Consider the following 22253-nt stretch of genomic DNA (forward strand, 5'->3'; position numbering starts at 1 on the left):
TGGGCAGAACTCCTGGCCGCAGATGGGCAGTTCTATTGGCCACCAGCGGGCACTTCTGCTGGCCGCCGATGGGCACTTCCTACTGGCCGTTGACACAGCGTGGTCGCCTCTTGTTTGCTCGCGTCGCCGGGTGAATGCTGGTGGTGCCGGTCGCGGTCACGTCGGTCGTCTATGGTGCGGTCGAGCCCGAAGGGTAGCTTGACGTGGAGGACTGCCACGGGAACCGTGGATTGTTGCTTCGAGCACGTGTACTAGATTCCATTCTTTGATCCCTGTCCTTCCCGCGGCCGGTGCTGTCAGTCACTGCTGTGGAAGGAGCTGGGGTCATGGATGTCGTGCATGAACGGGCGGCGGGGATCGATATCTCCAAACGCGATGCGAAGGTCGCCGTCCGGGTGCCGGGGAAGCAAACCGGCACGTTCGTGACGACGGTGACGACGTGGGGTGCGACCACCTCTCAGGTGCTCGAGCTGATCGACGTGCTCACCGCGTCACGGGTGACGGTGGTGGTGATGGAAGCGACCAGCGACTACTGGAAGCCGTTCTACTACCTGATGGAGGACACGCTGCCGGTGATGCTGGTCAACGCGAAGCAGGCCCGCAACATCCCCGGACGCAAGACCGACGTGTCCGACGCGGCCTGGCTGGCGCAGCTGGCCGCGCACGGGCTGCTGCGCACGTCGTTCGTGCCACCTGAACCCGTCCGTCAGTTGCGGGATCTGACCCGGGCGCGCACGCTCGCCACCAGGGACATGACACGGGTGGAGCAGCGGCTGGAGAAGTTCCTCGAGTCCTCCGGGATCAAACTGTCCGCCGTGGTGTCGGAACTGACCGGGGTATCCGGTCGGCTGATGCTGGAAGCCCTCGCCGATGGGGAACGCGACCCGGTCGTGCTCGCAGATCTCGCGAAAGGGGTGTTGCGGAACAAGATCCCGCAACTCGAAGACGCGCTCGTGGGTCGGTTCACCGAACACCACGCATTCATGGTCCACGAACACCTGAACCAGATCGAGCAGCAGCAGGCGATGATCGACCGGCTCACCGAACGCATCGAGGAGGCGATCTTGCCCTTTCAGGCCGCCCGGGATGTCCTCGTGACGATCCCGGGTGTGTCCGTCCTCGTCGCCGACGTCATCATCGCGGAGACCGGCGCGGACATGACCATGTTCGAAACGGCCGCGCATCTCGCGTCGTGGGCCGGGGTCTGTCCAGGGCAGAACGAGTCGGCCGGGAAGATGAAGTCCTCACACACCACCGACGGCAACAAATACCTCAAAGGCGCACTCGGCGTTGCCGCGCTGGCGGCGTCCCACTCGAAGGGCACCTTTCTCGCCGCCCGCTACCGGCGCTTGGTCAAACGCCGAGGTAAGCCCCGCGCCATCGTCGCGATCCAGCACAGCATCCTCACCGCGGCCTGGCACATGCTCCGAAACGGTGAAGCCTACGACGAACTCGGCGCCGACTACTACACCCAACGCGACCCGCAACGAACCCGCGCACGAGCCATCCGCGACCTCGAAGCTCTCGGCTACAACGTGGTGATCACCCCAGTCGCCGCCTGAACGTCGCGTTCTACTCTCGTACTAGAGCCGTTCGAATCGCCAGCCCGCCCAGTACCAGGCAAGCGAGCCGTGGAGCTTGAGCACTTGGAAGGAATCGGCGGTATGTGGCGCTCCAGCGTCGCCTGCGAACTGAGGCTGTGTCGCCGGTGGAGCTGGAAACACGACGCGGTCGCCAAGAACTAGCTGAAGACTGTCCGAGCCCGCACCGGTAACTGGGGTACTTCCATTCACCGCGCGCTCTAGGAGGGTGTCGTAATTGAACGTCAGCACCGCAGCCCGCTCCGCGTCCCACAATGAGACGAGCTGTCTCAGCCAGACCGGAGACTCGATCGTGGAAGCACGTTTGCTCCGCTCATCCAGAAACGTTGCGATCTCAGCAATCACCCGCTGAACGGCGACTGTTTGCAAATCCCTCGAGGAACGGAAGCGGAGTAATTTGCAGGGTGAGCCAGTCCTCGAATGACTGATCTTCGCGAAGATCAAAGCGAACTTCATCGGCGAGCCGTTTCCTTGAGCTCTTGGCCAAGCTCGTTGGTGATGGGCATCTCGGCGCTTATCGCCTTGGAGAAGCCCGCTCCGAGCACGTACACGGGACGTGGGCCCGACGGCACGGCAGTCATTCAGACAATCTAGCGTTCGTGATGCTACTGGTCGCTAGCGGATCGTTCAGCGGGCGAGGTGCGGGTGGTGCTCCGAGTGGGCTACAACGCGGCGTTGTATTCAGATCCTTACGATTTGAACTAGGTAGGGCATGGATTCAGAAACGATCTCGCGCCCGGGGTTCCGCATCGCTCGGCGTACCCAGAGACTGACGGACATGGACGCTCCAGTGCTCCCAGATGCCCGCCTCCTCACACGGATCAAGGCGTAGTGGCCCCCGCTCGCGGCCGGTGCTGCCTCGTTCTTTGTGCTCGCCCTGATCGCGCCTGTCAGCGAAGTCTGCGCGGCGTCTTATCCAAGCACCTGCCCGCCGGAATCGCGCGAGTCGGTGGCGCTGCAAAGCGCGCTGATACTGCTCATCGTTGTACTCGTCGGCATGCTCGTGCTCGCGCTCGTTGGTCGTGCACGCCGCGTCCGAACGAGTCGATGGGTGACTGCCGGGGTCGTGGCGACCGGGCTGGCCTTGATCGGGCGAACCCTCCTCTTCTCGGGATTCGGACTGTCGCCGATCCCACGGATCGATGCCTCGGTCACGGTGCCTGCTGTTCTTACCGCGGCGTCTGCCCTGATCGTCGCGATCGGTTGGATTCTGGACAACTACATCCAGTCAGCGCCGCCCCGTGCCAGCCGCGCACTCCTCCGTGTCGGCCTCGTGCTCCTCGCGGCCAACGGTGCTTGGCTGCTCATCTGGAGTGTCTTCTTCATCCAACCCCCGTCGTGACTCCACGGCCGCAATCGGAGTCTCAACAGGATGGAGCCGTTGGAGCGTCCGCCCGCGAACCCATCCGCTGTCGGGACGCTCCAGGGACTATTCAGTGCCGCGCAGTAATCGTTCGTGATCGCGGCCGCCGTAGAAGATGCCGACGATCGCCACAGTCTCGTCGATGACGGCATATGCGATCACAACGCGCTTGCGGAAGCCGATCGTCCGCAGTCCAGGGCGGAGGTCATCCTCGCTGTACCGCGGTGAGGGAAATCGGCGAGACCCTCACAGAACGAGACGATCGACTCGGTGAAGCCTGCGGCGTTGTCGGGTGCGCCAGCGTCGGCGATGAAGTCGTACAGCTCCTCGAGGTGCTCGAGTGCTTCCCGCCGAAACACAACCCGGTATCGGCTCACTTCTGTTCAGAGTGCTTCGCCGAGAGCCGCGCGCGCACGTCATCGATGCTCACCACGGCGGAAGGATTGGCGACGAGCGCGTCGTAAGCACCGACGACCTCCTCGCGGAGCCACGACTCGAGCACCTGGTCTCGCGCGAACAACGTACGCAAACCATCGCGCACGACTTCGCTCTCACTCGCATAGGCACCCGAACTCACGCGCTGGCGCAGCGCGTCAGCCATCTCGTTCGGAAGGGTGATACTCAGCTGTCGAGTCGTGCGCATGATCGCTCCCAAACTCAGTAGGACTAAATCCTACTCCCCATACTGGGCGGTGGGCAATGATGGAGAGGGTGCCAAACTCGCGTGGACACAGGCGGCTCGTGAGCGTCCGCAAGCGGATCGGCGGATTCTGGCGGTCATCGCAACAGTAGGTCGCCGATCAGTTCGATCGGTTTCTTGAACGCTAGTCGTTTGCGGGGTCGGTCGTTGAGTTCTTGAGCGACCCAGTCGAGGTCTGAGGCCCCCGTTGCGCGTGCCCTGTCGCTGTCGGCTCAGCTCACGCTGTCCGCAGCGACCGAAAGCGCGCATCTCAATCAGCACTCAAGGCGCCCCTGACAGCCGAGCGGCCAGTCCACCGGAGCCACCGAAACAGCAATCAAGGCTCAGCCACACTCGACCCTCCCTGACCACTCAAGAGCCTGCGAATCGAGGCTTAGTCGCCCGACGAATCGCCGCTTGGCATCCAGGGAAGATAAGCGACTCCTGATCGTTGCCGGCCTGGAATCTCGGTTCCTACCGTACTCTTCCATAGGAATCCAACCCGGTACACGACAGCGCCGGACCGTGAGATATCGATGAGAAGGTCGCGCAACGCTTCCTCCTTCCAATCGAGCTCGACGCTCCAGTGTTCTCCGATACTCACATAGGCGAGATCGAGCTTTGCAATGACGATGGGAACTTCCCACCCCGGGGGCATGATCGACAGCGTAGGCGGAAAACCCTCAGGGTCGACCTCAACTGAAGCACGTCCAACCGCCACCGAGCGCCACGGCCCACACCGCTTTCCTTCGGCATCAGCGAGGCTCATGGCAAGATCCGCGCTACCGAAAGCCTCGACTAATCATTCATCCGAGCCGCCGTTTCGTTTCTGGTCCGCCGAGTCCTTGATTGCTTGCCGCTTCACCAACTCCCGCCTGACCCTCGACAGGATCAGTCACCAATACTTGGCGATACGTCACCCAGTCGGTTTCCTCAGAGATCCGGCGGTAGTACGAACGGGCAACCTCATTCCATGGGTTGGTGACCCACTGGATTTCACCCGCCCCGTTCTCGCGCGCGACACGCTCCAGCTCGCTGAAGAGCGCCGAGGCCACGCCCCGACCGCGCACAATTGGAGACGTGTAGAGATCATCGAGGTTCATCAAGAGGTCCCCGAGGATTGTCCTCGGGGACAATCGGAACTGCGCGAATCCGACGATCTGTCCGTCCAACTCGGCAACAATCAGGCGGCTTGGGTGCGAGCAATCCATAACCCATTCCCAGACCCGATCGACGATGCGCTCGTCTCTCGGTAGATGGTGGAATACCCGGAAGCCGTGATAGAGCTCGGCCCATTCGACGGCATCCCGCTGCTCACCCGCCCGCACGATGATCATTAGGTTCGACGCCCTTCAGTTTGGTCGCGAAATTGGCGCTCGTTTCGCTGTTCGTACATGCCTTGAAACTCTTCGCCGACGACGTCTCTCAGCGCCCCAATGAAGGAGCGAGCGAGTGCGTCGAACTCTCCCGGGGTATAGACCGCAAGCTCCCTGACGTGACCACCCACGAATGGGCGGGCGAGAGTTCGAAGGTGCTCCGGAATGACGTTCAATGGAACAAGCGTCGGACCCAAGCCAGCTACTGCGAGATTGATTGCGACGTCGACTTGGGTCACGTAGGCGGCGCCCTCGACGTGGAGCCCTCGACTTTCAAAGAGCTCAGTGTGCAATCTAGAAAGGCCATTCGCCGACTCGAAAAGCACCCAGGGTGTCCTCTCCAAGTCTCGCAGTTCAACTTCTGCCCGCGAGAGCAACTGGCTACTCCGAGGAAGCAGGACAACGAATTCCTCCCGACCGATGCTGAGTTGCGTGGCATTCATTGACGGCACCGGTCCGATCGCGAGGTCAAAAAGGCCGGTAACGGATTCCAGCTCGAGCTTGCGCGGGTCATTGAAGGCGGCGAGTGTCAGGAGACCGCCTGGATGGTCCTCTCGCCATCGTTCAAGCGCCCGAGGCACAATTCCGGCGGCCAGGCTCTGGACGGTTGCGATTCTCAACTCACCAAAGCTTCCTTCGGCAAGGAGCCTGGTGACGCGCTCTGCCCGGCTTACTGCCCCGACCGCGATTCGCGCCTCTTTCAGGAGCGCTCGGCCGGTTGACGTCAAGAGCACGCCTCTTGGCCGCCGAGTGAATACGGGAGATCCGATCTCCCGCTCGAGCTGGGCGATCTGATTCGAAAGCGTCGGTTGTGACACGTAGAGACTCGCTGCTGCCATTCGGAGCGAACCGAGTTCAGCGACCACCATGAAGTAGTTCAACTGACGGACCGTAATCTTTGACAGGACCACTCTTGACCTCCTATCCTCCTGCGCGCGGTGAACTGTGCGTTGTCAAGGTTGCCCCGACTTGGCAATGGTAGCCATTGCCGTGAAGAGGGGCGGATGCCGGCAATCACGCCAACTTGGGTTGACCCGGCGTCCCGGTCCAGTCCTGATGAAGGCTCGGGGCAGCTTCGAGAAGCCTCATCGTGTATTCCTGTCGGGGTAAGGTGAGAACCTGCCGCACATCACCGTGCTCACAGATCTCCCCGTCCTTCAGTACTAGGACCTCGTGCGCAATCGAAGCGACGACTCCCAAGTCGTGTGTGATCATGAGCATGCCGAGTCCCCGGCTATCGCTGAGCTCGCGAAGAAGTTCCAAGACTGCCGCCTGAACTGAGACATCGAGCGCTGAGGTGACCTCGTCGCAGACCAGAACTCTCGGTGAGGCAGCAAGCGCTCGCGCAATACCCACGCGCTGGCGTTCGCCGCCCGAAAGCTCACTCGGATACTTTCCCGCCGTACTCCCGGGCAATCTCACCTCATCCAACAGCGATCGAGCCTCTGCTTCGAGAACCTTTCCGCGCATGGATCTCAACGTGCGCAGCGGGCGCGAAACTATCTCAGCAATCGTCTGCTTGGGGTTGAGTGCTGCACGCGGGTTCTGAAAAATGAACTGTAGGTCCCGCCTTTGAGCGACACTGCGCTGCCGGATCATGTCTGAGATAACTTCGCCAGCGAGCCGAATGGTTCCGGAGTCGATTCGATGGAGGCCGACAATGGATCGGGCGATTGTGGTCTTGCCGCTGCCGGACTCTCCGACGAGCGCCAGACACTGCCCCTCTCGGATTCCAAATGAGATTTCTCGAGCTACCGTGATCCTCCCATGGTGAGATTTGTGGCTGGCACTGAGCCGCTCCACTGAGAGCAGGACCTCGGAGGCGCCGTCGCTGACCTGCGTTGCACGCGCTCGGGCCTCCAGAATCGGGCCAACGCGATCGGAGTGAAAGCATCTGACCTTGTGCTGTTCGCCGCAATCGTCGAGGCTCGGCTTTTCCGCAGTACACCGTTCTGTGGCGAGCTCACAACGAGGAGCGAAACGACATCCAGCTGGGCGCACCCCGAGGGATGGTGCAATTCCACGCAGGGGGACAACGTGCGATGGTCTCCGATGGTTCGGAGCTGCTTCGATAAGGGCCTTCGTGTACGGGTGACGAGGCAAGCGCAGAACATCTGCGGTCGGACCCCACTCCACAACTTCGCCGGCATACAGCACCGCGATTCGATCGGCGATCTGGGAAACCACGGCGAGATCATGCGTGATGTACACGATGCCAATCTTGTTGGCTCTCGCGAGAGAAGTCACCAGCTTCAGGATCGCTTCCTGGGTGACCACGTCGAGCCCGGTCGTGATTTCGTCCAGGACCAGAACCTCGGGGTTGCACGCGATGCCAAGCGCCAAGCTCAGTCGTTGCTGTTGTCCGCCCGAGAGCTGGTGCGGGAATCGCTGCTGGAAGGTCTCTGAGGACGGAAGGCTGACGCTCTCGAGCAGTTCTTCGATCTCTCTTGGGGTACTGCTCATTCCGTGAGTTGAGCGCATCAAGGCGAGTGCTCGACCCACGCGGGTCGCAGGATTGAGCGACACGCCCGATTCTTGGGGCACATACGCTACCTTCGTGCCCCGAAGTTTGTCAATGCTTCGATCGGCCCCGAGTTCGAAACTGCTGTCGCCCATCAACATCACACCGGACTCGAAATGAGCGCCTGGCTGAACGTAGCCGAGCAATGAAAGAGCGACGCTTGACTTGCCGGCACCAGACTCGCCGACGAGGCCGAGAATTTCGCCAGGACCAACGGTCAGCGTGACCCCTTCAACGATCTTGTACCCGGAATCGGTCGCGATGGTGACGTCGGTGAGACCCGCAAGAGAGCGAGGCGCTGTATGGGTATCAGTTTTCATTCTGCAACTCCGCTGTTCTTCTGCGCGACGCTGAATTGGGTTTTTGGAATGCGTCCCAGGTTCCCGAAATGCCGATTGTTAGCAGGGCGAGGAGAAGCGATGGAACCAGTACCGAATATGGATTGATCGTAAAGATGCTTCTGTTCTCCGAGATCATGATTCCCCAGTCCGGGGTCGGCGGCTGAATGCCAACACCCAGGAAGTTGAGACTGGAGATGAGAAGAACCGCCGCGGTGAAGCTGAGCCCGACGGTGGAGAACACATCGTTTCGGATGTTTGGGAGAACCTCTCGGAACAGCACCGACGAGGTGCGCTCTCCGCGGACAATCGCTGCTTCGACGAACTCCTTCGCATAGACCTCAGATGTAGCGGCGCGAGTCACCCGGGCAACGAGCGGCACTCGCACGACGGCTGTGGCGAGGACGATTGCTGGCAAGCTATTCCCACTAGCACTCAGCACAACCAGCAGCGTGAGAAGCGCCGGGATCGCGACGAGAATGTCCACACCCCTCATGAGCACGTCATCGATGGCTCCCTTGCTTACCGCTGCGGCCATTCCGATAGGGATGGCGATGAGGTACGTAATGAGAGTGGACGCGAGCGCCAGGAGGGCAAGGAGGAGTCCACCGTGGAGAATCCTGCTCAGAACATCGCGGCCAAGCGTATCTGTGCCGAGAAGATTCGAAGTGGTAGGACCGGAGAGAGGGGGCCCCGCGATCTCCGTAGGGGAGTAGGGAGCGACAAGCGGACCCAGCAACACCAACAGGAGCACGAAGGCCAGAATGGCGAGGGAGGCTCCGCCTCGTAGCGTGAATCGAGAGACGGTATTCATCGCGCGCTTGTCCTCAGCTTTGGTACAAGAAAGAGCACTGCAAGGTCCGCGATCAACGAAAGCGTGACGCTGAGCGTTGCGATGATCATGGTCACCGCCTGAAGGACAGCGATTTCACGCTCGGTCACCGCGCGGACGAGGATGTTGCCAATACCTGGATAGGCAAAGACCTGCTCGACGACGATGACCCCACCGAAGAGGTAGATCAGTACCAACGCAAGTACTTGAACAGCCGGCGCGAGAGAGTTTCGCAGAATGAAGCCGGAGGTCACAATTGACCTCGGGTACCCATTCAATCGTGCAGCTTGCACATACGGTTGCTTGGCCACCTCGATCACCGCGGCACGAACCTGCCGTATTGTAACCGCAAGTAGGCCCAAGGCAAGCGTAAGGACCGGCAGAACCAACGTCAGGGGCCTCTCGAATGGACTTGAACCATCTGGAATCAAGGAGACGGGCGGCAGCAACCTAAGCAGGTAGAAGAAGACGAAGGTCAGCAGCGTCGCCAACACGAACTCAGGAAGTGATGCCAGGGCCAGCGTCACACTGGAGACTGTTCGGTCCGAACCCTTGCCTTCCCGCATCCCCGAAGTAACTCCGAGCCATAGGGAGATCGGTGCAGCGATGACAAAGGTCATCATCGCGAGTATTGCGCTGTTGCGTAGCGGCTCGGCAATGAGATCGGCAATTTCAACAGGTTGGCCCGCCAGCTGGCTCGCTGAGGTGGCGCCGAAGTCTCCCTGGACAAAAGCACCGAGCCACTCGAGGTAGCGCACATAGAGTGGCTGGTCGAGACCAAGCGTCTGACGAGCTGCCTCGAGCGCAGCGGGCGTGGCGTCCCGTCCGAGAAGCACTGACGCACTGTCACCGCCCAGCAGTGAAACCGTTAGGAACACGATCACGGAGATGAGGAACAGCGTGCCGAGAGCGGAGAGAACCCTGCGAACAATGTAGATGAAGATCGCTTTTCGGTCATTGTCACTTCGCGCGTATGCCTCTCGGACACGCGTCGCTTTGGTGGTCGGAGCGCTTGACATGACTAACCCGTGAACCACATGTCGAGGAATCGATAATTCCCGAGCGGGCCACCGGAGTGGGGCACCGTTCCCGCAACGCGCGCTCCAAGTACATCGATGATGCGCAGCGAGTTCCACGTGAGATAGCCATTCTGCTCACGCCAAATCTGTTGCGCCTCCACCCAGATCTCCGTCGCGAGAGCATCATTGGCCGCTTCAGCTTGAGTCAGGAGCTTTGCGAACTTGTCGCGTTCCGGCCCCGCCCAATGCGTCTCGTTGAATGCGAAGGTTCTCAAGCTGTATCCCTGCGAGAGGGAGCGCACTGGTGCGAACTCCGACTGGGTGAAGTTCATCTTCATCCAGATCTGCGAAGGATCGTAGAAAGCACCCGGTTCTTCCTTCTGGATCTTGACATCCAGGAGACCGGTCTTATTGATCTGCTCTGCGAAAAGCACGGCGGACTCCACGATCCCCGGGCCGACATCTGCCGTATGGAGGGTGATAGTCTCCTTCCCCAGGCCAGCCGCCTTGAACAAAGACTTGGCCTCGTCGACGTCCTGCTGCGGTACCGGCACAGTGTTGTCGAAGAACGGAAGTCCCGGGCCCACAAGATCGTTTCCTGGTTCACCGAATCCCAGGAGCGCAACGTCCACGAGTTGCTGGCGGTCCGCCAAGAGCTTCAGACCTTGACGTGCCCGGACATCCTGGAAAGGTCCCTGGTCAGTCCTCACAAGGAAAGAGCTGTTCGTCGGTGACGGTACGTCGAGTACCGCGAACTGAGGGTCTGCGGCGAAGCCCGGCACCTGAGAGAACGGCACGGTGGCCATACCGTGTACCTCACCGGACTTCGTCGCGTTGATGAGTGCATCCGAATCACTGAAGGAGAGGATCTCCACTTCATCGACGTACGGCTTGCCTTCTTCCCAATAGTTCGGGTTCCGCTTCATGAGGCTGCTATTGCCGGGGCTAAAGTTCTCAACAACAAATGGTCCCGTGCCGTTGAACTGCCCGCGGTTCTTCGAGGCGATGCCGCAGCTCGGCATTGTGAAAAGCGGATGGGGACGGGCCCAAGGCTCCTTGAATTGCACCTCGACCGTGAGCTTGTCCAAGGCCCGCACGCTAGTCGCGTCGTACTTCTCGCCCAAACCCGCATAGTTCCTGTTGGCAGGATCCGCCCACGCCACCAGGTTCGCAATGACGTCTTCGGAAGTCAGCGGCTGGCCGTCATGGAAGACCACATTGTCACGAAGCGAGATCGTCATGACACGGGAATCATCACTCACGCGCATGTCTTCCGCCAGCCCAGGTTCCCAGTCTGTGAGGTCGGATTTCATACCCACAAGAGTGTCGTAGACCTGAGCTGCTCTCGCGTGGTCAACTGAGGTTGGCCCGGCATACTCGCTGATGACTTCCGAAGAACCGCCTCCGACGATTCCAATCTTCAGGCGACCGCCTCGGATCGGTTCGGTGGCTGCGCCTGATGGCGTTCCAGCGGGCCCCGGCGTGCAGCCTGCAAGGCTCATAGCGCCGACTACGGCGAGTCCTAGTGCCCCAGTCTGGATGAACGTGCGGCGGGACAGGCCGGAGGCAACAAAGTTCGATTCCATTTTCTTTCCCCTTTAGCAAGGGCTTCCCAAGAACTGAAGTCGTCCGCTTAGGTGGCGGCCATCAGTTTCGCCAAGTCTTGCCTTGTTGAGTCGCTGCTCCCGGTTGGGGACGTTGAAGATTAGAAACGTCGCGGCAGATCCGGGCGGGCAAGCAGAGATTTGGTTCTGGTCAAATCGTTGGCACTTCACGGGTGTTCTTTACTTGGGTGGTTCCTCTCTTCATTGAGCGAAAGACCTAGGAGATAAGGGTGCTAGCCGCCCCGGAGGGCGAGCGGTGCGTTCGACGAGTAAACTACGCGCTTGAGCCTTCGTTAGGCGGGTGTGTTGATCCAGGCCGTGTATGCGGTCTTCAGTTCCTTGCGACCACCCCAGTTGTCGAGCGAGGGGCCGTTGCTGAAAACTGTCCAGGAGTCCTTCAAGACCCGCGACACCCGGGGGTGCCTGCGCGCCGAATATTCCTTAAGGACATTCGGGACTTCCTTCGAGTCGACCGACCCGATCATCCGTGACAGTACAGATGCGTCCTCGACAGCCATGCTGCCCCCTCCACCAAGGTTCGGCGGCATCGTGTGGGCAGCATCACCGATGAGGACCACCCTCCCGATGACCGGATCCTCGACGAACAGTGCCTGAACCCCGCGAAAATTCACGGGCGCCTTGTAATCGCGAATCTCGGCGATAAGTGCGGCGGTCTGGGGAGTCGAGAATGTCTCCAGGATGCGAACGAATTCGTCCCGAGCTTCGTCATCGCTCAAGTATCCGCGGGAGTTGGCGACAAAGATCCCGGCGTACACCACGCCTGAACCGGAGGGGTAGGTGTATACGAGCCCCTCTTCGCCTTCGAAGGCGTAGGCCTCGGAGAGGGTGTCTGAGAGCGGCACGAGGGTGCGGAAGAAGCCACCTTCTGTGTCTCTAGGCGTCAGACCGGGTGCGACATACTCACGGCGAACTGCGGAATTGAGGCCATCAGCTCCAATGACCAGGTCGAAGTCGCCGACAGATCCATCCGTGAACCAGACGCGAACTGCCGATCCCTGCTCCTCGATCCGAAGGAACGTCGTGTTGTATGAGATCTCAACCTGGCGATTCAGTGCTTCCGCGCGGAGTGTATCGATCAGCGCAGGGCGCCCGAGCATGAGCTCGACAGGGCCTTCGCGCCCTGGAATCTGGTCGTGCACTTTGACGCGGATGAGATTTCCGTTCGCGTCACACAGTTTGACCTTGGTGTTGCTGAATCCGACACGGGAGACCGGTTCTTGCAGTCCCAGGTAGCCGAGCGCGTCATAGGCGTACGCGGGAAAACCGAGTCCCGAGCCTCCAGCAAGGCCGTTTCCGAGTTCAACGACCTTCACCTTCCAGTCCTGGTCGGCCAAGCCCGAAGCAAGACTCAGACCACCGATGCCTCCGCCGATGATCAGAACTTCACGTGATTGCGATTTCATCTTTCTCCGTGCTCCGTGCTCCGAGTCTCAAGTCTTGATTCAACTTTCTCGGGGACCGGGTGATAGGTCAAGTACGTTATTTCGATAGTTGTGATAGATAAAGCAAATGGCACCGGAATCGGCGAGCTACCTCGCACAGTTCCCCGGGGCTGGGGCAGGTCCACTCGTTCTTTTAGTCGGCGCCAACCGTGGCGTCTTCTGCGACTACCGTGCCGAGCTCGGTGACAAAGCTGCCGGAGAAGGGGTCCAAGGAGTCCGGTGCGTAGGCGAACACTTCTCGCAGGTACCGGTTGTGGAAGGGTCTCAGGTTCGGCTTGAGGTGCTCTGGGACAGCGTTGCTTGGGACGATCGTCGGACCAAGACCGGCCGCCGCCAGATTGACCGCAGCATCGGTCTGGCTGGTGAACGCGGCGCCTTCGATGATGAGGTTCTCCCGCGCGAATATCGACTCGTGCACTCGGAAGATCCCGTTGTCAGGGGTGAAAAGCACCCACCGACGTTTCGAGAGCATCGCAAGCGAGACTTGCTTCTCTTTCAACAGTGGATCTTCACGCGGGAGGAGAACGACGAACTCCTCTGCCCCAAGCGATTGCATATAGGCGAACGTCGTTCCAGGTTTCGGGCCGATGGCGAAATCGAACTGGCCGTCTCGAACTGACTGCTCGAGCGCTATCGGATTGCGGAACTCGGTCATGCTGACCAGCGCACCTGGCCGGTTGATCCGCCACCGTTCGAGAGCGCGCGGCACCAGGCCGGCGGCGATGCTCGTGATCGTCGCGAATTTCAGATCGCCTGTACTGCCATCCGCTGCCAGCCGTGCCAGTCGATATGCTCGGTCAGCGGCGGCGACCGTCGTGAGTGCCTCCCGGAGCAAGACTCTCCCCACCGGGGTCAGGTTGACCCCGCGGGCATGCCGGTAGAACAGTGCGGCGCCGAGCTCGCGCTCCATCGCTCCGATCTGCGTCGATAGCGACGGCTGAGAGATGTAGAGTGCTTCAGCCGCTCGCCGAAATGATCCCGCGTTGGCGACCGCGATGAAATACTCCAGCTGGCGATGTCCGAAACGGGCCATACGTACATTCTCCGTGGGTGCGGCCCGTTACGTGACTGAGGTACTCCACGTGGGTCGAACAGGATGAGGGGAGCGGCCGGTTAACGGGTGGAGCTCGAGGCGGCGCTGGGCCGGTAACGGCTCACGTCGCGCACCATCAGTTCTGTGCGGCCGCCCGGGTGCTGAAGTACTGCAATCGACGTCAGCAGGCACCGGGGGTTTGCTCGGCTTGGGCGGCGCCGGTGGGGCGGGTGGCGGTGGTGGGGCGCATTCGGTCAGGGACGCGACGGCGTTGCTCAGCACGCCGGTGCCGCGGACGAGGACCACAGTGGTCGGGTTCAGCGCGTTGATTCGGTTCAGCACGACTGGTGGCACGCACTTGCTCATACGAGGAACAGCGGTGAGTTCGTCGCTCCAGCCAGTGCGCCACCTGCGAGTGCGTCTGCGAAGCCGGTGCCGACGGCGAGGTACACGGTGCTGGCTGAGGGGAACGCTGCCTGGTTGATCTCGACGCCGGTTGAGTACCGGTCCGCGCCGGCGTATCGGCTGACGGTGTAACTGTTCCGGAGCTCGGCGCGATCGAGGGCACCACGATGTGCCGCAACTGGACGGCGCGTACCGCCTTCGACCTCGAAGACCGGTTCAGCCCCTGGTATCAGTACACCGACACCCCGTCGGGCACGTTCTGGTGCACGTCGCGCATCGAGAAGGCCAAGGAGGGCGAGTACTCGGTGTCGGTGGGGGTGCCGTTCGAGCACGTGAAGTGGTTCCGCGGGCGCGAGACACCGCATCGTGCGGTGTCACGCTGCCCCGACGAGTCCTGCTGCCGCCAGGCGCCGGGCACGCTGGCCGAAAGTGGGCGGATGCCTCGTGGCCGGCCGCCCGCACGCCGACGAGCCTGCACGCGGCGCTGCCGACGGGCACGTTTCCGGGCGTGGACCAGACCGAGGTGTACCAGTTCCTCGAGGCGCACGCGCCGCGCGGATGACCGGGCACCGGATAGGACACCTCGTCCGGCGGCGCAGCCCGTTCGCGACAATGAGACGTGGCACGAGCATCGATCCGCATCCGAAGATGGACTGATACCGACAACATCGAAAGTGATCGCCCGTGGGCACTACCGTCTTCGAACGCAACATCCCCAAGCCATCCGTCATCGAGCACGCGCTTGCCGACACCCGGCACTCGGTCTTCTGGCGCGACGATCTGCCCGAGGCGTTGAGACCGAACCGGCCGAGGCTCACGGGCACGAAAGTCGCCGACCTCGTCGTCGTCGGCGGTGGATACTCCGGACTCTGGACTGCGCTGCTTGCGAAGGAGCGCAACCCCGACGCGCGCGTCGCCCTCGTCGAGGCACGGCAGGTAGGGTGGGCGGCTTCGGGCCGGAACGGCGGATTCTGTGAAGCGAGCCTCACGCACGGGCATGAGAACGGCGTATCCCGCTGGCCGAACGAGATGCCCCTGCTCGACCGTCTCGGGCTCGAGAACCTCGACGCCATCGAGGCGAGTGAGTCGAAGTACGGCATGGACTTCCAGTTCGAGCGCAACGGAGTGCTCTCCGTCGCCGTCGAGGAGCACCAAGTCGACTGGCTCCGCTCGCAGGTTGACGATGCTGCAGCTGGGGCGGAGGACATCGTCTTCCTCGACCGCGAGGCGGTTCAAGCTTCGGTGGACTCCCCCACCTACCTCGGCGGAGTCTGGCGGAAGGGCACGGACGCTCTGGTGCACCCCGCACGCTTTGCCGCGGAGCTCGCCCGCGTCGCGGAGGAGCGTGGTGTCGAGATCTTCGAACGCTCCCCCGTGAAGCGGCTCGACACCCCGGGCTCCACCGACACCGTGAGCGTGATCACCGACGGCGGGCGCGTCGACGCTGCACGCGCGGTGCTGGCGACGAACGTGTTCCCGTCGCTGCTGAAGCGCAACCGGCTGATGACCGTGCCGGTGTATGACTACGCGCTCATGACGGAACCGCTCTCGGCGGCCCAGCTCGCATCGATCGGATGGAACGACCGGCAGGGCATCGCCGACCTCGCCAACCAGTTCCACTACTACCGACTCTCCAAGGACAACCGCATCCTGTTCGGCGGCTATGACGCGATCTACCACTCCGGTCGAAAGGTGCGCGAGCGCCACGAGTACCGACCCCCCAGCTGGCAACTTCTCGCGAGCCACTTCTTCACCACCTTCCCGCAACTCGAGGGACTGAAATTCAGTCATCAGTGGGCCGGCGCGGTCGACACCAGCACCCAGTTCACGACGTACTTCGGAACGGCACGCGACCACCGCGTCGCCTACTCCGCCGGTTTCACCGGGCTGGGCGTCGCATCGACGCGCTTCGCCGCCGAGGTCATGCTCGACCTGCTCGAACGCCGCGACAACGAACGCACGTCGCTCGAGATGGTACGCAAGCGCCCCCTGCCGTTTCCTCCGGAGCCCGCCGCGACGCTCGGAATCAACGCAACGCGCTGGGCCCTCGACCGGGCTGACCATAACGAAGGCAAGCGGAATCTCCTCCTGAAGACGCTCGATGCACTCGGATTGGGGTTCGATTCGTGAGTGACACGGCGCGTCTGCATCCGACCGGCATGGTGAGTTGCATATGACCCACGCCGATCTCGTCTTCACCGGCGGTCCCGTCTTCACTGCGAACACCGTGCGCTCCCTTGCGTCCGCGGTCGCTGTGCGGAGCGGGCGCATCGTCGCGGTCGGTTCCGATGCCGACGTGCGCGACTTGATCGGCTCACGTACCGAGGTCGTCGACCTCGGCGGGCGGATGCTCCTCCCCGGCTTCCAGGACGCGCACGTGCATCCCCTGTGGGGCGGGCTTAACCTGATGCGGTGCGACCTGGCCCCGTTGGGCACCGAGGCACAGTATCTGGCGCGGATCGGGTCGTTCGCGCTCGAGCATGCCGACGAGCCCTGGGTGCTCGGCGGCGGCTGGCAGATGTCGGCGTTCCCGGGCGGCACACCGACGGCGTCGGCGCTCGACACGGTCGTGCCCGACCGTCCCGCGTTCCTGCCGAACGCGATAGCCACGGCGCGTGGGTGAACTCGGCGGCGCTGCGCCTGGCGGGCATCGATCGCAACACCCCCGACCCATCCGACGGGCGCATCGAGCGCGACGCCGACGGCAACCCCACCGGCACCCTGCACGAGGGCGCGATGACCCTCGTGAACCGGCACCTGCCCGACACCAGCGTCGAAACCATCACCGAAGCGCTCCTGCTCGGCCAGCAGTACCTGCACGCGTTCGGCGTGACCGCCTGGCAGGACGCGATCGTCGGCCCCTACGGCGATGCCGGCGATCCCGGCCCGGCGTATCTCGCGGCTGCGGCATCCGGCCGGCTCACCGCCCGGGTGGTCGGCGCGCTCTGGTGGGACCGCACCGCCGGACTCGAGCAGATCGACGCGCTCGTCGAACGGCGCGAGCGCTACCGCGGTGGCCGATTCGCAGCGACCAGCATCAAGATCATGCAAGACGGGGTGGCCGAGAACTTCACGGCGTCGATGCTCGAACCGTACTGCGACGGGCACGGCCACTTCACCGACAACTCGGGCATCTCCTTCGTGCCGCCGTCGGTACTCAACGACGCTGTCCCACAGCTCGACGCACTCGGCTTTCAACTGCACTTCCACGCGATCGGCGACCGCGCGGTGCGCGAGTGCCTCGACGCCGTCGAGCACGCGATCGCCCGCAACGGGCGCAACGACCACCGCCACCACATCGCGCACATCCAAGTGGTGCACCCCGAGGACATCCCACGGTTCCGCGAACTCGGCGTGGTCGCGAACATGCAGTCCCTGTGGGCGGCGCTCGAGCCCCAGATGGTCGACCTCACCCTGCCGTTCCTCGGCTCGCCGCGCGCCGCCTGGCAGTACCCGTTCGGTGACCTGCAGCGATCGGGCGCGGTGCTCGCCGCGGGAAGCGACTGGTCGGTCTCGACACCGAACCCGCTCGCAGCGATCCACGTGGCCGTGAACCGGGCGGCACCGGGCCATGCCGGCAGCGGAACCGACGCGTTCCTACCCGAGCAGGCAATCGATCTCGCAACCTCACTCACCGCGTACACCGCCGGCTCGGCATTCGTGAACCACCTCGACGACGTCACGGGCACCGTCGAGGTCGGCAAGTTCGCCGACCTCGTCGTGCTCGACCGCGACCCGTTCACGGGGCCGCCGTCCGAGATCGGAGCGACCCGCGTGCTGCAGACGTTCGTCGAGGGCGAGCGGGTCTACGCGTCGACCGACGCGTAGACCCGAGCCGACGGGATCCAGGCGTCCTCGCTATCGGTGACGCGACGCGGCTGGCTCCGACGTGATGCGAGGGGCAGGAGACGACTCGCCCACAGCTTGGGTACGACGCGCATCAGCACGAAGTAGCTCACGCCGGCGGTGATGGCACAGGGAATCGACGCGGCGATCAGGCCGAGGTCGAGGCCCGGGACGTACGTGAACGGGTCCAGCAGCACGAGGTACGTCGCCATGCCGACAAGCAGCGAGACGAGTCCGGCCGGGTTGAAGCCGGCGAAGTACCAGTACCGGCCCGACGAATCGTTGGAGAACAAGCCACGGACATCCAGTTCCTGACGGCGGATGAAGAAGTAGTCGACGATCTGAATCCCGCAGATCGGCCCCAGCAGGATCCCGGCGAGCGTGATGAACGCGCCGTAGTTCGCCATGAAGAGGTCGGAGAACACGGTCGGGCCGCCGATCTCGATGAGGAATGCGGTCGGATCGCCGCCCGACGCCGGCAGGGCGAGGGCCGCGAACATGCCGATCGCGAGCACCAACCCCATCATCAGACCGAGGCCGGCCATCGAGGGGAGCGCAGCGTGCCGGATCGACTTCGCGTTTCGGGTGAGGCCGCCGACATACGGCCACCGGGACATGCCTCCGGCGACACCGAGTTCGATCACCAGCATGAAGTTGACCCGGTTCTCAGGGAACGGAGCCAAAGCCTCGGCGCTGAAGATCTCGTCCACTCCGAACTGCGCGAAGATCGTGACTCCGATCCAGACGGCGAGTACCAGCACGGTGATCGCCACGACCGGCCCGGCCCAGCGAAGCGTCGTATTGCCCCGTCGAAGCAGGAAATGGACGGCGACGACACCGACCAGCGAGAAGACCACCGCCCAGACGCTCGTCTGTGCTGCGTCGATGACGCCCATCTGCACCAGAGCAGCCGCGGCCGCCTCGGCAAGCGAGATCATCAGCACGGCATTCCAGCCCACCAGGATGACCAGGGCGAGCATAACCGCCAAGAAGGAACCGCGAACGCCGAAGATGGGCCGCGTCGACCGAACGGCTTCGACTCCATAGCGACTGGCCGCGGGGAGTGCCGCGAGGAGCACGACGAACACGCCGATGAGTGTGCCGGCGATGATCGCCAACGCCCCTTGGGTCGCTCCGAGGTATGCCGCAACGAACCCGCCACTGATGAAACACGGCTCTCTGGTGAAGGTCGCGTAGTAGGCCTGCTCGAACTCTTCGGGCGGGACCATCCCGACGCTACCGTGGAGCCTGCCAGTCGACCCCCAGCCGGCGGTCGCGTACTCGACGTGACGAGTACGACTCTGGCTCTATTGCGATAGACGGAAGCTATCGCTCGCCGAGCATCGACCCAACGAACGCGATGTGCGCCGTCTCTTCGACCAATTCGGCCGTGCACAGTGCGTCGTCGATGTCACGTCCGATCGCGACGAGCCCGTGTCCTTGGAGCACGACCGCCCGCAGGCCCGACGCCGAGTCGAAACCGGCAAGCACGGTGTCGATCTGGTGGGCCGCCACCGAGTAACTCCCGGTGTCGATGACCGGCACGGGGCCGCCCAGCTTCAGCTCGGAGTGGTAGGTGACATTCGGTATCGCACGACCCGTCAACGACCAGCCAACTGCCCATGGCGAGTGGCAGTGGACGATCGCGTTGACATCGGCACGTGCGGCGTAAATCGCGCCGTGCAGCAGTGCTTCTTTCGTCGGTGTGCGGGTCCCGTCGACGAGTGCGCCGGTCAGACGGGCAATCACGACCGCTTCCACATCCTCGCCCTGAAACGAGCAGTCGGTAGCCTTCACCGCCATGAGGTCGCTTCCCGCGACACGCACGCTGACGTTGCCGCCGTTCCCGGATTGCATCTTCTGCTCCCAGCAGCGTCGCTGTGCCGCGATGACCGCGTGGCGCTCCTCCGCGTATGCGATGGTCACGTTCACGCCGCCCCTTCGAGTTCGATGAGGCGGAGCATCTCCGAGGCTGCGACGTGTGCGAACTCGGGGTCGATGAGGTTCGCATCGACGGTCCGCACACGGATCGTCGGCGCCAGACCCGTTCGGAACTCTTCCAGGATGGCGGCGTCCACGACCGGGTCATGCAGCGCTTCGCCGGGGCGTGCGTAGGTCCGAAACCCTTGGGTGGGAAGGAGCACGGTGACCGGTCCGCGGGCCTGGTTCAGCCGTTCCACGACCAGCCGGGCGATCGCGCGGGCCTCGAGCTCGGTGAGCTTCACGTGGGCCAGCTGCGCGTTGTGCCAGATGACCTTCCGGTCAGCGGCATCCGGAAAGAGCTCACCGCGCCATTGGCAGATGAAGTCCAGACCGCCAGGAGCGACGACCATCGGGATCCCGGCCTCCGCGGCCGCGGTGAGACGGTTCTCAGTGCCGGCTCCGAATCCGCCACCGAGGTACTCGTAGACGATTTCGTGCAGGGTCAGGTCCATCGTTGCCGCGAGCGTCCCGTCGCCCACGAGCTCCTCGAGGATCTGGCCGCCCACCCCGGTCGCGTGGAAGGACATCACCGCCAGGCCGGCGGTCTCCAGTTCCGCCACCGCCCGGGCGACCCCGTCGTTCGTTGCTCCCATGAGCGTGGTCCCGACGGTGGAACGCTTGGGCACGACGATCTGACGGCCCCCGGCATCCACCATCCCGGTCACCGCTGCGGCCGCATTCGCGAGGACTCGTTCACTGATCGGGTTCAACCCGGCGAGATCGGTGATGGACGGCATCACGGTGATGTCCTTCGTGCCGACGATCGCGTCAAAGGTGCGGGTCCCGCACGCGACCGTGGAGACGATGAGCTTCGGCACCCCGATCGGCAGCGCCTGCATCGCTCGTGCCGCGATGGTCGTGTTCTGCAGTCCTCCCAGGCCCAGCGCACCCTGGATCCTGTTCGACGAATGCAGCTCCTGGAACAGTTCCACCGCTCCCTTCGCCATGACATCGAGAAGGAAGTCTTTGGGCCGGTCGACGATCTCTGTCCAGCGGTATCCGGCCGCCTCCGCGACCTCTTCCCGCCGGATGTTCGACGAGGACTCATGCGCTCTCGACGTGCTGATGTCGATGGTCAGCGGACGGCCGCCGTTCGCGGTGATCTGGCTGGAAACGAACCCGATCTCCGCCTGTTTCGTGTCACTGCTCGCGAGCACTGCGATCGTGTTCATACAAGCCCCAGCACAGGCGTCTCACGGATCCGGTCGAGGAGTGGACGGTCATGCGCCCCGAGGATGAAGCTCGGATCAGCGACCCGATCGCGTTGGGCGACGATCGAGTTCCACATCCCGATCGCATCAACGTAGCGTCCCGGCGGCGTGATGTCGTAGCCGAGTTCAGGGATCGGCTCGAGATTCTCCGGACAGAAGATCGAATCACCGGAGCAGACGAAGTTACCGGCCGCGGTGTCGACCTCAACCGAGAGATGACCCGGGGAATGCCCGTGCGTTTCGAACACCCGCACGCCGGGGATGAGCTCCCGCTCGCCCACAACGGTCGTGAAGTCCACGCCTGCGAAGTGCGGAGTGACGCCGATCGCCTCATTCTCGTACGACTTGTAATACATGGGAATCGGGTTCTCAGCGAACGCGAGTTCACGCTCATGCACGTAGATCGTGGCGTTCGTGAACTTCTCCAGGTAATACGAGTGGTCCCAATGCAGATGGGTGATCGCAATGACCCCGATGTCCTCGCACCGGATATCCAACGCAGCCAACCGCTCATGAATCGCCATCCCGTCCGGCTGGTGCGAGCCCGGATGGTGGTACTTCGACGCACGCTCCGTCCAACTCATGCCCGTATCGACCAACATCAGCTCCTCGCCCCCTTCGACGAGGAATGCGAAGTCCGGGATCTCCACCCGATCATGCGTGGCGCCGTCGACGTAGGGATGAACCGAGTGATGGAACAGATACTGCGCGGGCACGGTCGTGACGAATCCCGTATTCAGCGGTCGGATCGTCAAACTGGTCACGGCTACTCCTCGCATGGTCGGTGCGGCGGTCTTGGCGTGCCCGGTTGTTGGTCCCGGAAATGCGACATGGCTGTCCGCTGCGGTATATACCGACGATCGCAGACAAGGGCGAAAGGGACAACGACGCATTCGCGTCCTCATATATAGGAAATAGCTATCGCGCGGAAGGGAAGGCGGCCGCAGACTGCTCGGATCGCTGCCGTCGCCGCGAGCGC

Annotated in this window: 20 protein-coding genes and 2 pseudogenes; 5 read left to right on the top strand and 17 right to left on the bottom strand. The window is 62.8% G+C overall.

Annotated elements, in window-relative coordinates:
- Positions 1-326 precede the first annotated feature (326 nt).
- Positions 327-1562 (top strand): IS110 family transposase, encoded by a 1236-nt coding sequence (locus ACFWN7_RS11665; protein ID WP_376938981.1) that lies wholly within the window; start codon positions 327-329, stop codon positions 1560-1562.
- Between the two features lie 21 nt (positions 1563-1583).
- On the opposite strand, the gene ACFWN7_RS11670 is transcribed toward ACFWN7_RS11665, so the two are convergent.
- A complete protein-coding gene (locus ACFWN7_RS11670) occupies positions 1584-2057 on the bottom strand; it encodes a hypothetical protein (RefSeq protein ID WP_376938982.1) in 474 nt (157 codons plus the stop codon).
- Positions 2058-2469: 412 nt separating this feature from the next.
- Between ACFWN7_RS11670 and ACFWN7_RS11675 the strand changes: the two genes are divergently transcribed.
- Complete coding sequence (locus ACFWN7_RS11675; RefSeq protein WP_376938983.1) at positions 2470-2943, top strand: hypothetical protein; 474 nt, start codon at positions 2470-2472, stop codon at positions 2941-2943.
- A 179-nt stretch (positions 2944-3122) separates the two neighbouring features.
- Here ACFWN7_RS11675 and ACFWN7_RS11680 read toward each other — a convergent pair whose 3' ends face one another.
- The 12 genes from ACFWN7_RS11680 to ACFWN7_RS11735 form a co-directional block, all read right to left on the bottom strand.
- Positions 3123-3341, bottom strand: coding sequence for a type II toxin-antitoxin system RelE/ParE family toxin (locus ACFWN7_RS11680; RefSeq protein ID WP_376938984.1), 219 nt, complete (start codon positions 3339-3341; stop codon positions 3123-3125).
- Positions 3338-3607 (bottom strand): type II toxin-antitoxin system ParD family antitoxin, encoded by a 270-nt coding sequence (locus tag ACFWN7_RS11685; RefSeq protein ID WP_376938985.1) that lies wholly within the window; start codon positions 3605-3607, stop codon positions 3338-3340. Before ACFWN7_RS11685 ends, ACFWN7_RS11680 begins: the two co-directional genes overlap by 4 nt.
- 430 nt (positions 3608-4037) lie before the next feature.
- Positions 4038-4412 carry a hypothetical protein gene (locus tag ACFWN7_RS11690; RefSeq protein WP_376938986.1) on the bottom strand — a complete coding sequence of 125 codons (375 nt, stop codon included), beginning with the start codon at positions 4410-4412 and terminating at the stop codon, positions 4038-4040.
- Positions 4413-4449: 37 nt separating this feature from the next.
- A complete protein-coding gene (locus ACFWN7_RS11695) occupies positions 4450-4980 on the bottom strand; it encodes a GNAT family N-acetyltransferase (protein ID WP_376938987.1) in 531 nt (176 codons plus the stop codon).
- Positions 4980-5930, bottom strand: coding sequence for a LysR family transcriptional regulator (locus ACFWN7_RS11700; RefSeq protein ID WP_376938988.1), 951 nt, complete (start codon positions 5928-5930; stop codon positions 4980-4982). Before ACFWN7_RS11700 ends, ACFWN7_RS11695 begins: the two co-directional genes overlap by 1 nt.
- Positions 5931-6033: 103 nt before the next feature.
- Entirely contained in the window at positions 6034-7860 is a 1827-nt protein-coding gene (locus ACFWN7_RS11705) for an ABC transporter ATP-binding protein (RefSeq protein ID WP_376938989.1), read from the bottom strand.
- Positions 7850-8692: an ABC transporter permease gene (locus ACFWN7_RS11710; protein ID WP_376938990.1), complete on the bottom strand. Its 843-nt coding sequence runs from the start codon at positions 8690-8692 to the stop codon at positions 7850-7852. The genes ACFWN7_RS11705 and ACFWN7_RS11710 overlap by 11 nt, the downstream gene beginning before the upstream one ends.
- Positions 8689-9729, bottom strand: a complete 1041-nt coding sequence (locus ACFWN7_RS11715) for an ABC transporter permease (protein WP_376938991.1) — start codon at positions 9727-9729, stop codon at positions 8689-8691. The genes ACFWN7_RS11710 and ACFWN7_RS11715 overlap by 4 nt, the downstream gene beginning before the upstream one ends.
- A gap of 2 nt (positions 9730-9731) precedes the next feature.
- Positions 9732-11315, bottom strand: a complete 1584-nt coding sequence (locus ACFWN7_RS11720; protein WP_376938992.1) for an ABC transporter substrate-binding protein — start codon at positions 11313-11315, stop codon at positions 9732-9734.
- A gap of 311 nt (positions 11316-11626) precedes the next feature.
- Positions 11627-12757 (bottom strand): FAD-dependent monooxygenase, encoded by a 1131-nt coding sequence (locus ACFWN7_RS11725; protein ID WP_376938993.1) that lies wholly within the window; start codon positions 12755-12757, stop codon positions 11627-11629.
- 172 nt (positions 12758-12929) lie between these two features.
- The gene (locus ACFWN7_RS11730; RefSeq protein WP_376938994.1) at positions 12930-13829 is read right to left on the bottom strand and encodes a LysR family transcriptional regulator; all 900 of its coding nucleotides are present in this window, start codon (positions 13827-13829) and stop codon (positions 12930-12932) included.
- Between the two features lie 362 nt (positions 13830-14191).
- Positions 14192-14467 (bottom strand): cell wall-binding repeat-containing protein, encoded by a 276-nt coding sequence (locus ACFWN7_RS11735; RefSeq protein WP_376939083.1) that lies wholly within the window; start codon positions 14465-14467, stop codon positions 14192-14194.
- On the opposite strand from ACFWN7_RS11735, the pseudogene ACFWN7_RS11740 reads away from it, so the two are divergent.
- The 3 genes and pseudogenes from ACFWN7_RS11740 to ACFWN7_RS11750 all read left to right on the top strand — a co-directional run.
- Positions 14357-14796 (top strand): annotated as a pseudogene (locus tag ACFWN7_RS11740) (XRE family transcriptional regulator); the annotation flags it as partial. The gene ACFWN7_RS11735 and the pseudogene ACFWN7_RS11740 overlap by 111 nt on opposite strands.
- Positions 14797-14918: 122 nt before the next feature.
- Positions 14919-16364 (top strand): NAD(P)/FAD-dependent oxidoreductase, encoded by a 1446-nt coding sequence (locus tag ACFWN7_RS11745; RefSeq protein ID WP_376938995.1) that lies wholly within the window; start codon positions 14919-14921, stop codon positions 16362-16364.
- A 217-nt stretch (positions 16365-16581) separates the two neighbouring features.
- A pseudogene (locus ACFWN7_RS11750) lies at positions 16582-18062 on the top strand (amidohydrolase).
- Here ACFWN7_RS11750 and ACFWN7_RS11755 read toward each other — a convergent pair.
- The 4 genes from ACFWN7_RS11755 to ACFWN7_RS11770 form a co-directional block, all read right to left on the bottom strand.
- The gene (locus tag ACFWN7_RS11755; protein WP_376938996.1) at positions 18041-19309 is read right to left on the bottom strand and encodes a cytosine permease; all 1269 of its coding nucleotides are present in this window, start codon (positions 19307-19309) and stop codon (positions 18041-18043) included. The pseudogene ACFWN7_RS11750 and the gene ACFWN7_RS11755 overlap by 22 nt on opposite strands.
- 97 nt (positions 19310-19406) lie before the next feature.
- Positions 19407-20012, bottom strand: coding sequence for a class II aldolase/adducin family protein (locus ACFWN7_RS11760; RefSeq protein WP_376938997.1), 606 nt, complete (start codon positions 20010-20012; stop codon positions 19407-19409).
- The gene (locus ACFWN7_RS11765; protein ID WP_376938998.1) at positions 20009-21235 is read right to left on the bottom strand and encodes a Tm-1-like ATP-binding domain-containing protein; all 1227 of its coding nucleotides are present in this window, start codon (positions 21233-21235) and stop codon (positions 20009-20011) included. The genes ACFWN7_RS11760 and ACFWN7_RS11765 overlap by 4 nt, the downstream gene beginning before the upstream one ends.
- Complete coding sequence (locus ACFWN7_RS11770; protein ID WP_376938999.1) at positions 21232-22038, bottom strand: N-acyl homoserine lactonase family protein; 807 nt, start codon at positions 22036-22038, stop codon at positions 21232-21234. The genes ACFWN7_RS11765 and ACFWN7_RS11770 overlap by 4 nt, the downstream gene beginning before the upstream one ends.
- Between the last annotated feature and the right edge of the window lie 215 nt (positions 22039-22253).

It is taken from the genome of Agromyces sp. NPDC058484 (genome assembly GCF_042720415.1).
Classification (GTDB): Bacteria; Actinomycetota; Actinomycetes; order Actinomycetales; family Microbacteriaceae; genus Agromyces.

Excerpts from the sequence above, each read along its gene's own strand:
- ACFWN7_RS11665 (WP_376938981.1), top strand. The coding sequence starts at position 327 with ATGGATGTCGTGCATGAACGGGCGGCGGGGATCGATATCTCCAAACGC.
- ACFWN7_RS11670 (WP_376938982.1), bottom strand. The coding sequence starts at position 2,057 with ATGAAGTTCGCTTTGATCTTCGCGAAGATCAGTCATTCGAGGACTGGC.
- ACFWN7_RS11685 (WP_376938985.1), bottom strand. The coding sequence starts at position 3,607 with ATGCGCACGACTCGACAGCTGAGTATCACCCTTCCGAACGAGATGGCT.
- ACFWN7_RS11690 (WP_376938986.1), bottom strand. The coding sequence starts at position 4,412 with ATGAGCCTCGCTGATGCCGAAGGAAAGCGGTGTGGGCCGTGGCGCTCG.
- ACFWN7_RS11695 (WP_376938987.1), bottom strand. The coding sequence starts at position 4,980 with ATGATCATCGTGCGGGCGGGTGAGCAGCGGGATGCCGTCGAATGGGCC.
- ACFWN7_RS11705 (WP_376938989.1), bottom strand. The coding sequence starts at position 7,860 with ATGAAAACTGATACCCATACAGCGCCTCGCTCTCTTGCGGGTCTCACC.
- ACFWN7_RS11710 (WP_376938990.1), bottom strand. The coding sequence starts at position 8,692 with ATGAATACCGTCTCTCGATTCACGCTACGAGGCGGAGCCTCCCTCGCC.
- ACFWN7_RS11715 (WP_376938991.1), bottom strand. The coding sequence starts at position 9,729 with ATGTCAAGCGCTCCGACCACCAAAGCGACGCGTGTCCGAGAGGCATAC.
- ACFWN7_RS11720 (WP_376938992.1), bottom strand. The coding sequence starts at position 11,315 with ATGGAATCGAACTTTGTTGCCTCCGGCCTGTCCCGCCGCACGTTCATC.
- ACFWN7_RS11725 (WP_376938993.1), bottom strand. The coding sequence starts at position 12,757 with ATGAAATCGCAATCACGTGAAGTTCTGATCATCGGCGGAGGCATCGGT.
- ACFWN7_RS11730 (WP_376938994.1), bottom strand. The coding sequence starts at position 13,829 with ATGGCCCGTTTCGGACATCGCCAGCTGGAGTATTTCATCGCGGTCGCC.
- ACFWN7_RS11755 (WP_376938996.1), bottom strand. The coding sequence starts at position 19,309 with ATGGTCCCGCCCGAAGAGTTCGAGCAGGCCTACTACGCGACCTTCACC.
- ACFWN7_RS11765 (WP_376938998.1), bottom strand. The coding sequence starts at position 21,235 with ATGAACACGATCGCAGTGCTCGCGAGCAGTGACACGAAACAGGCGGAG.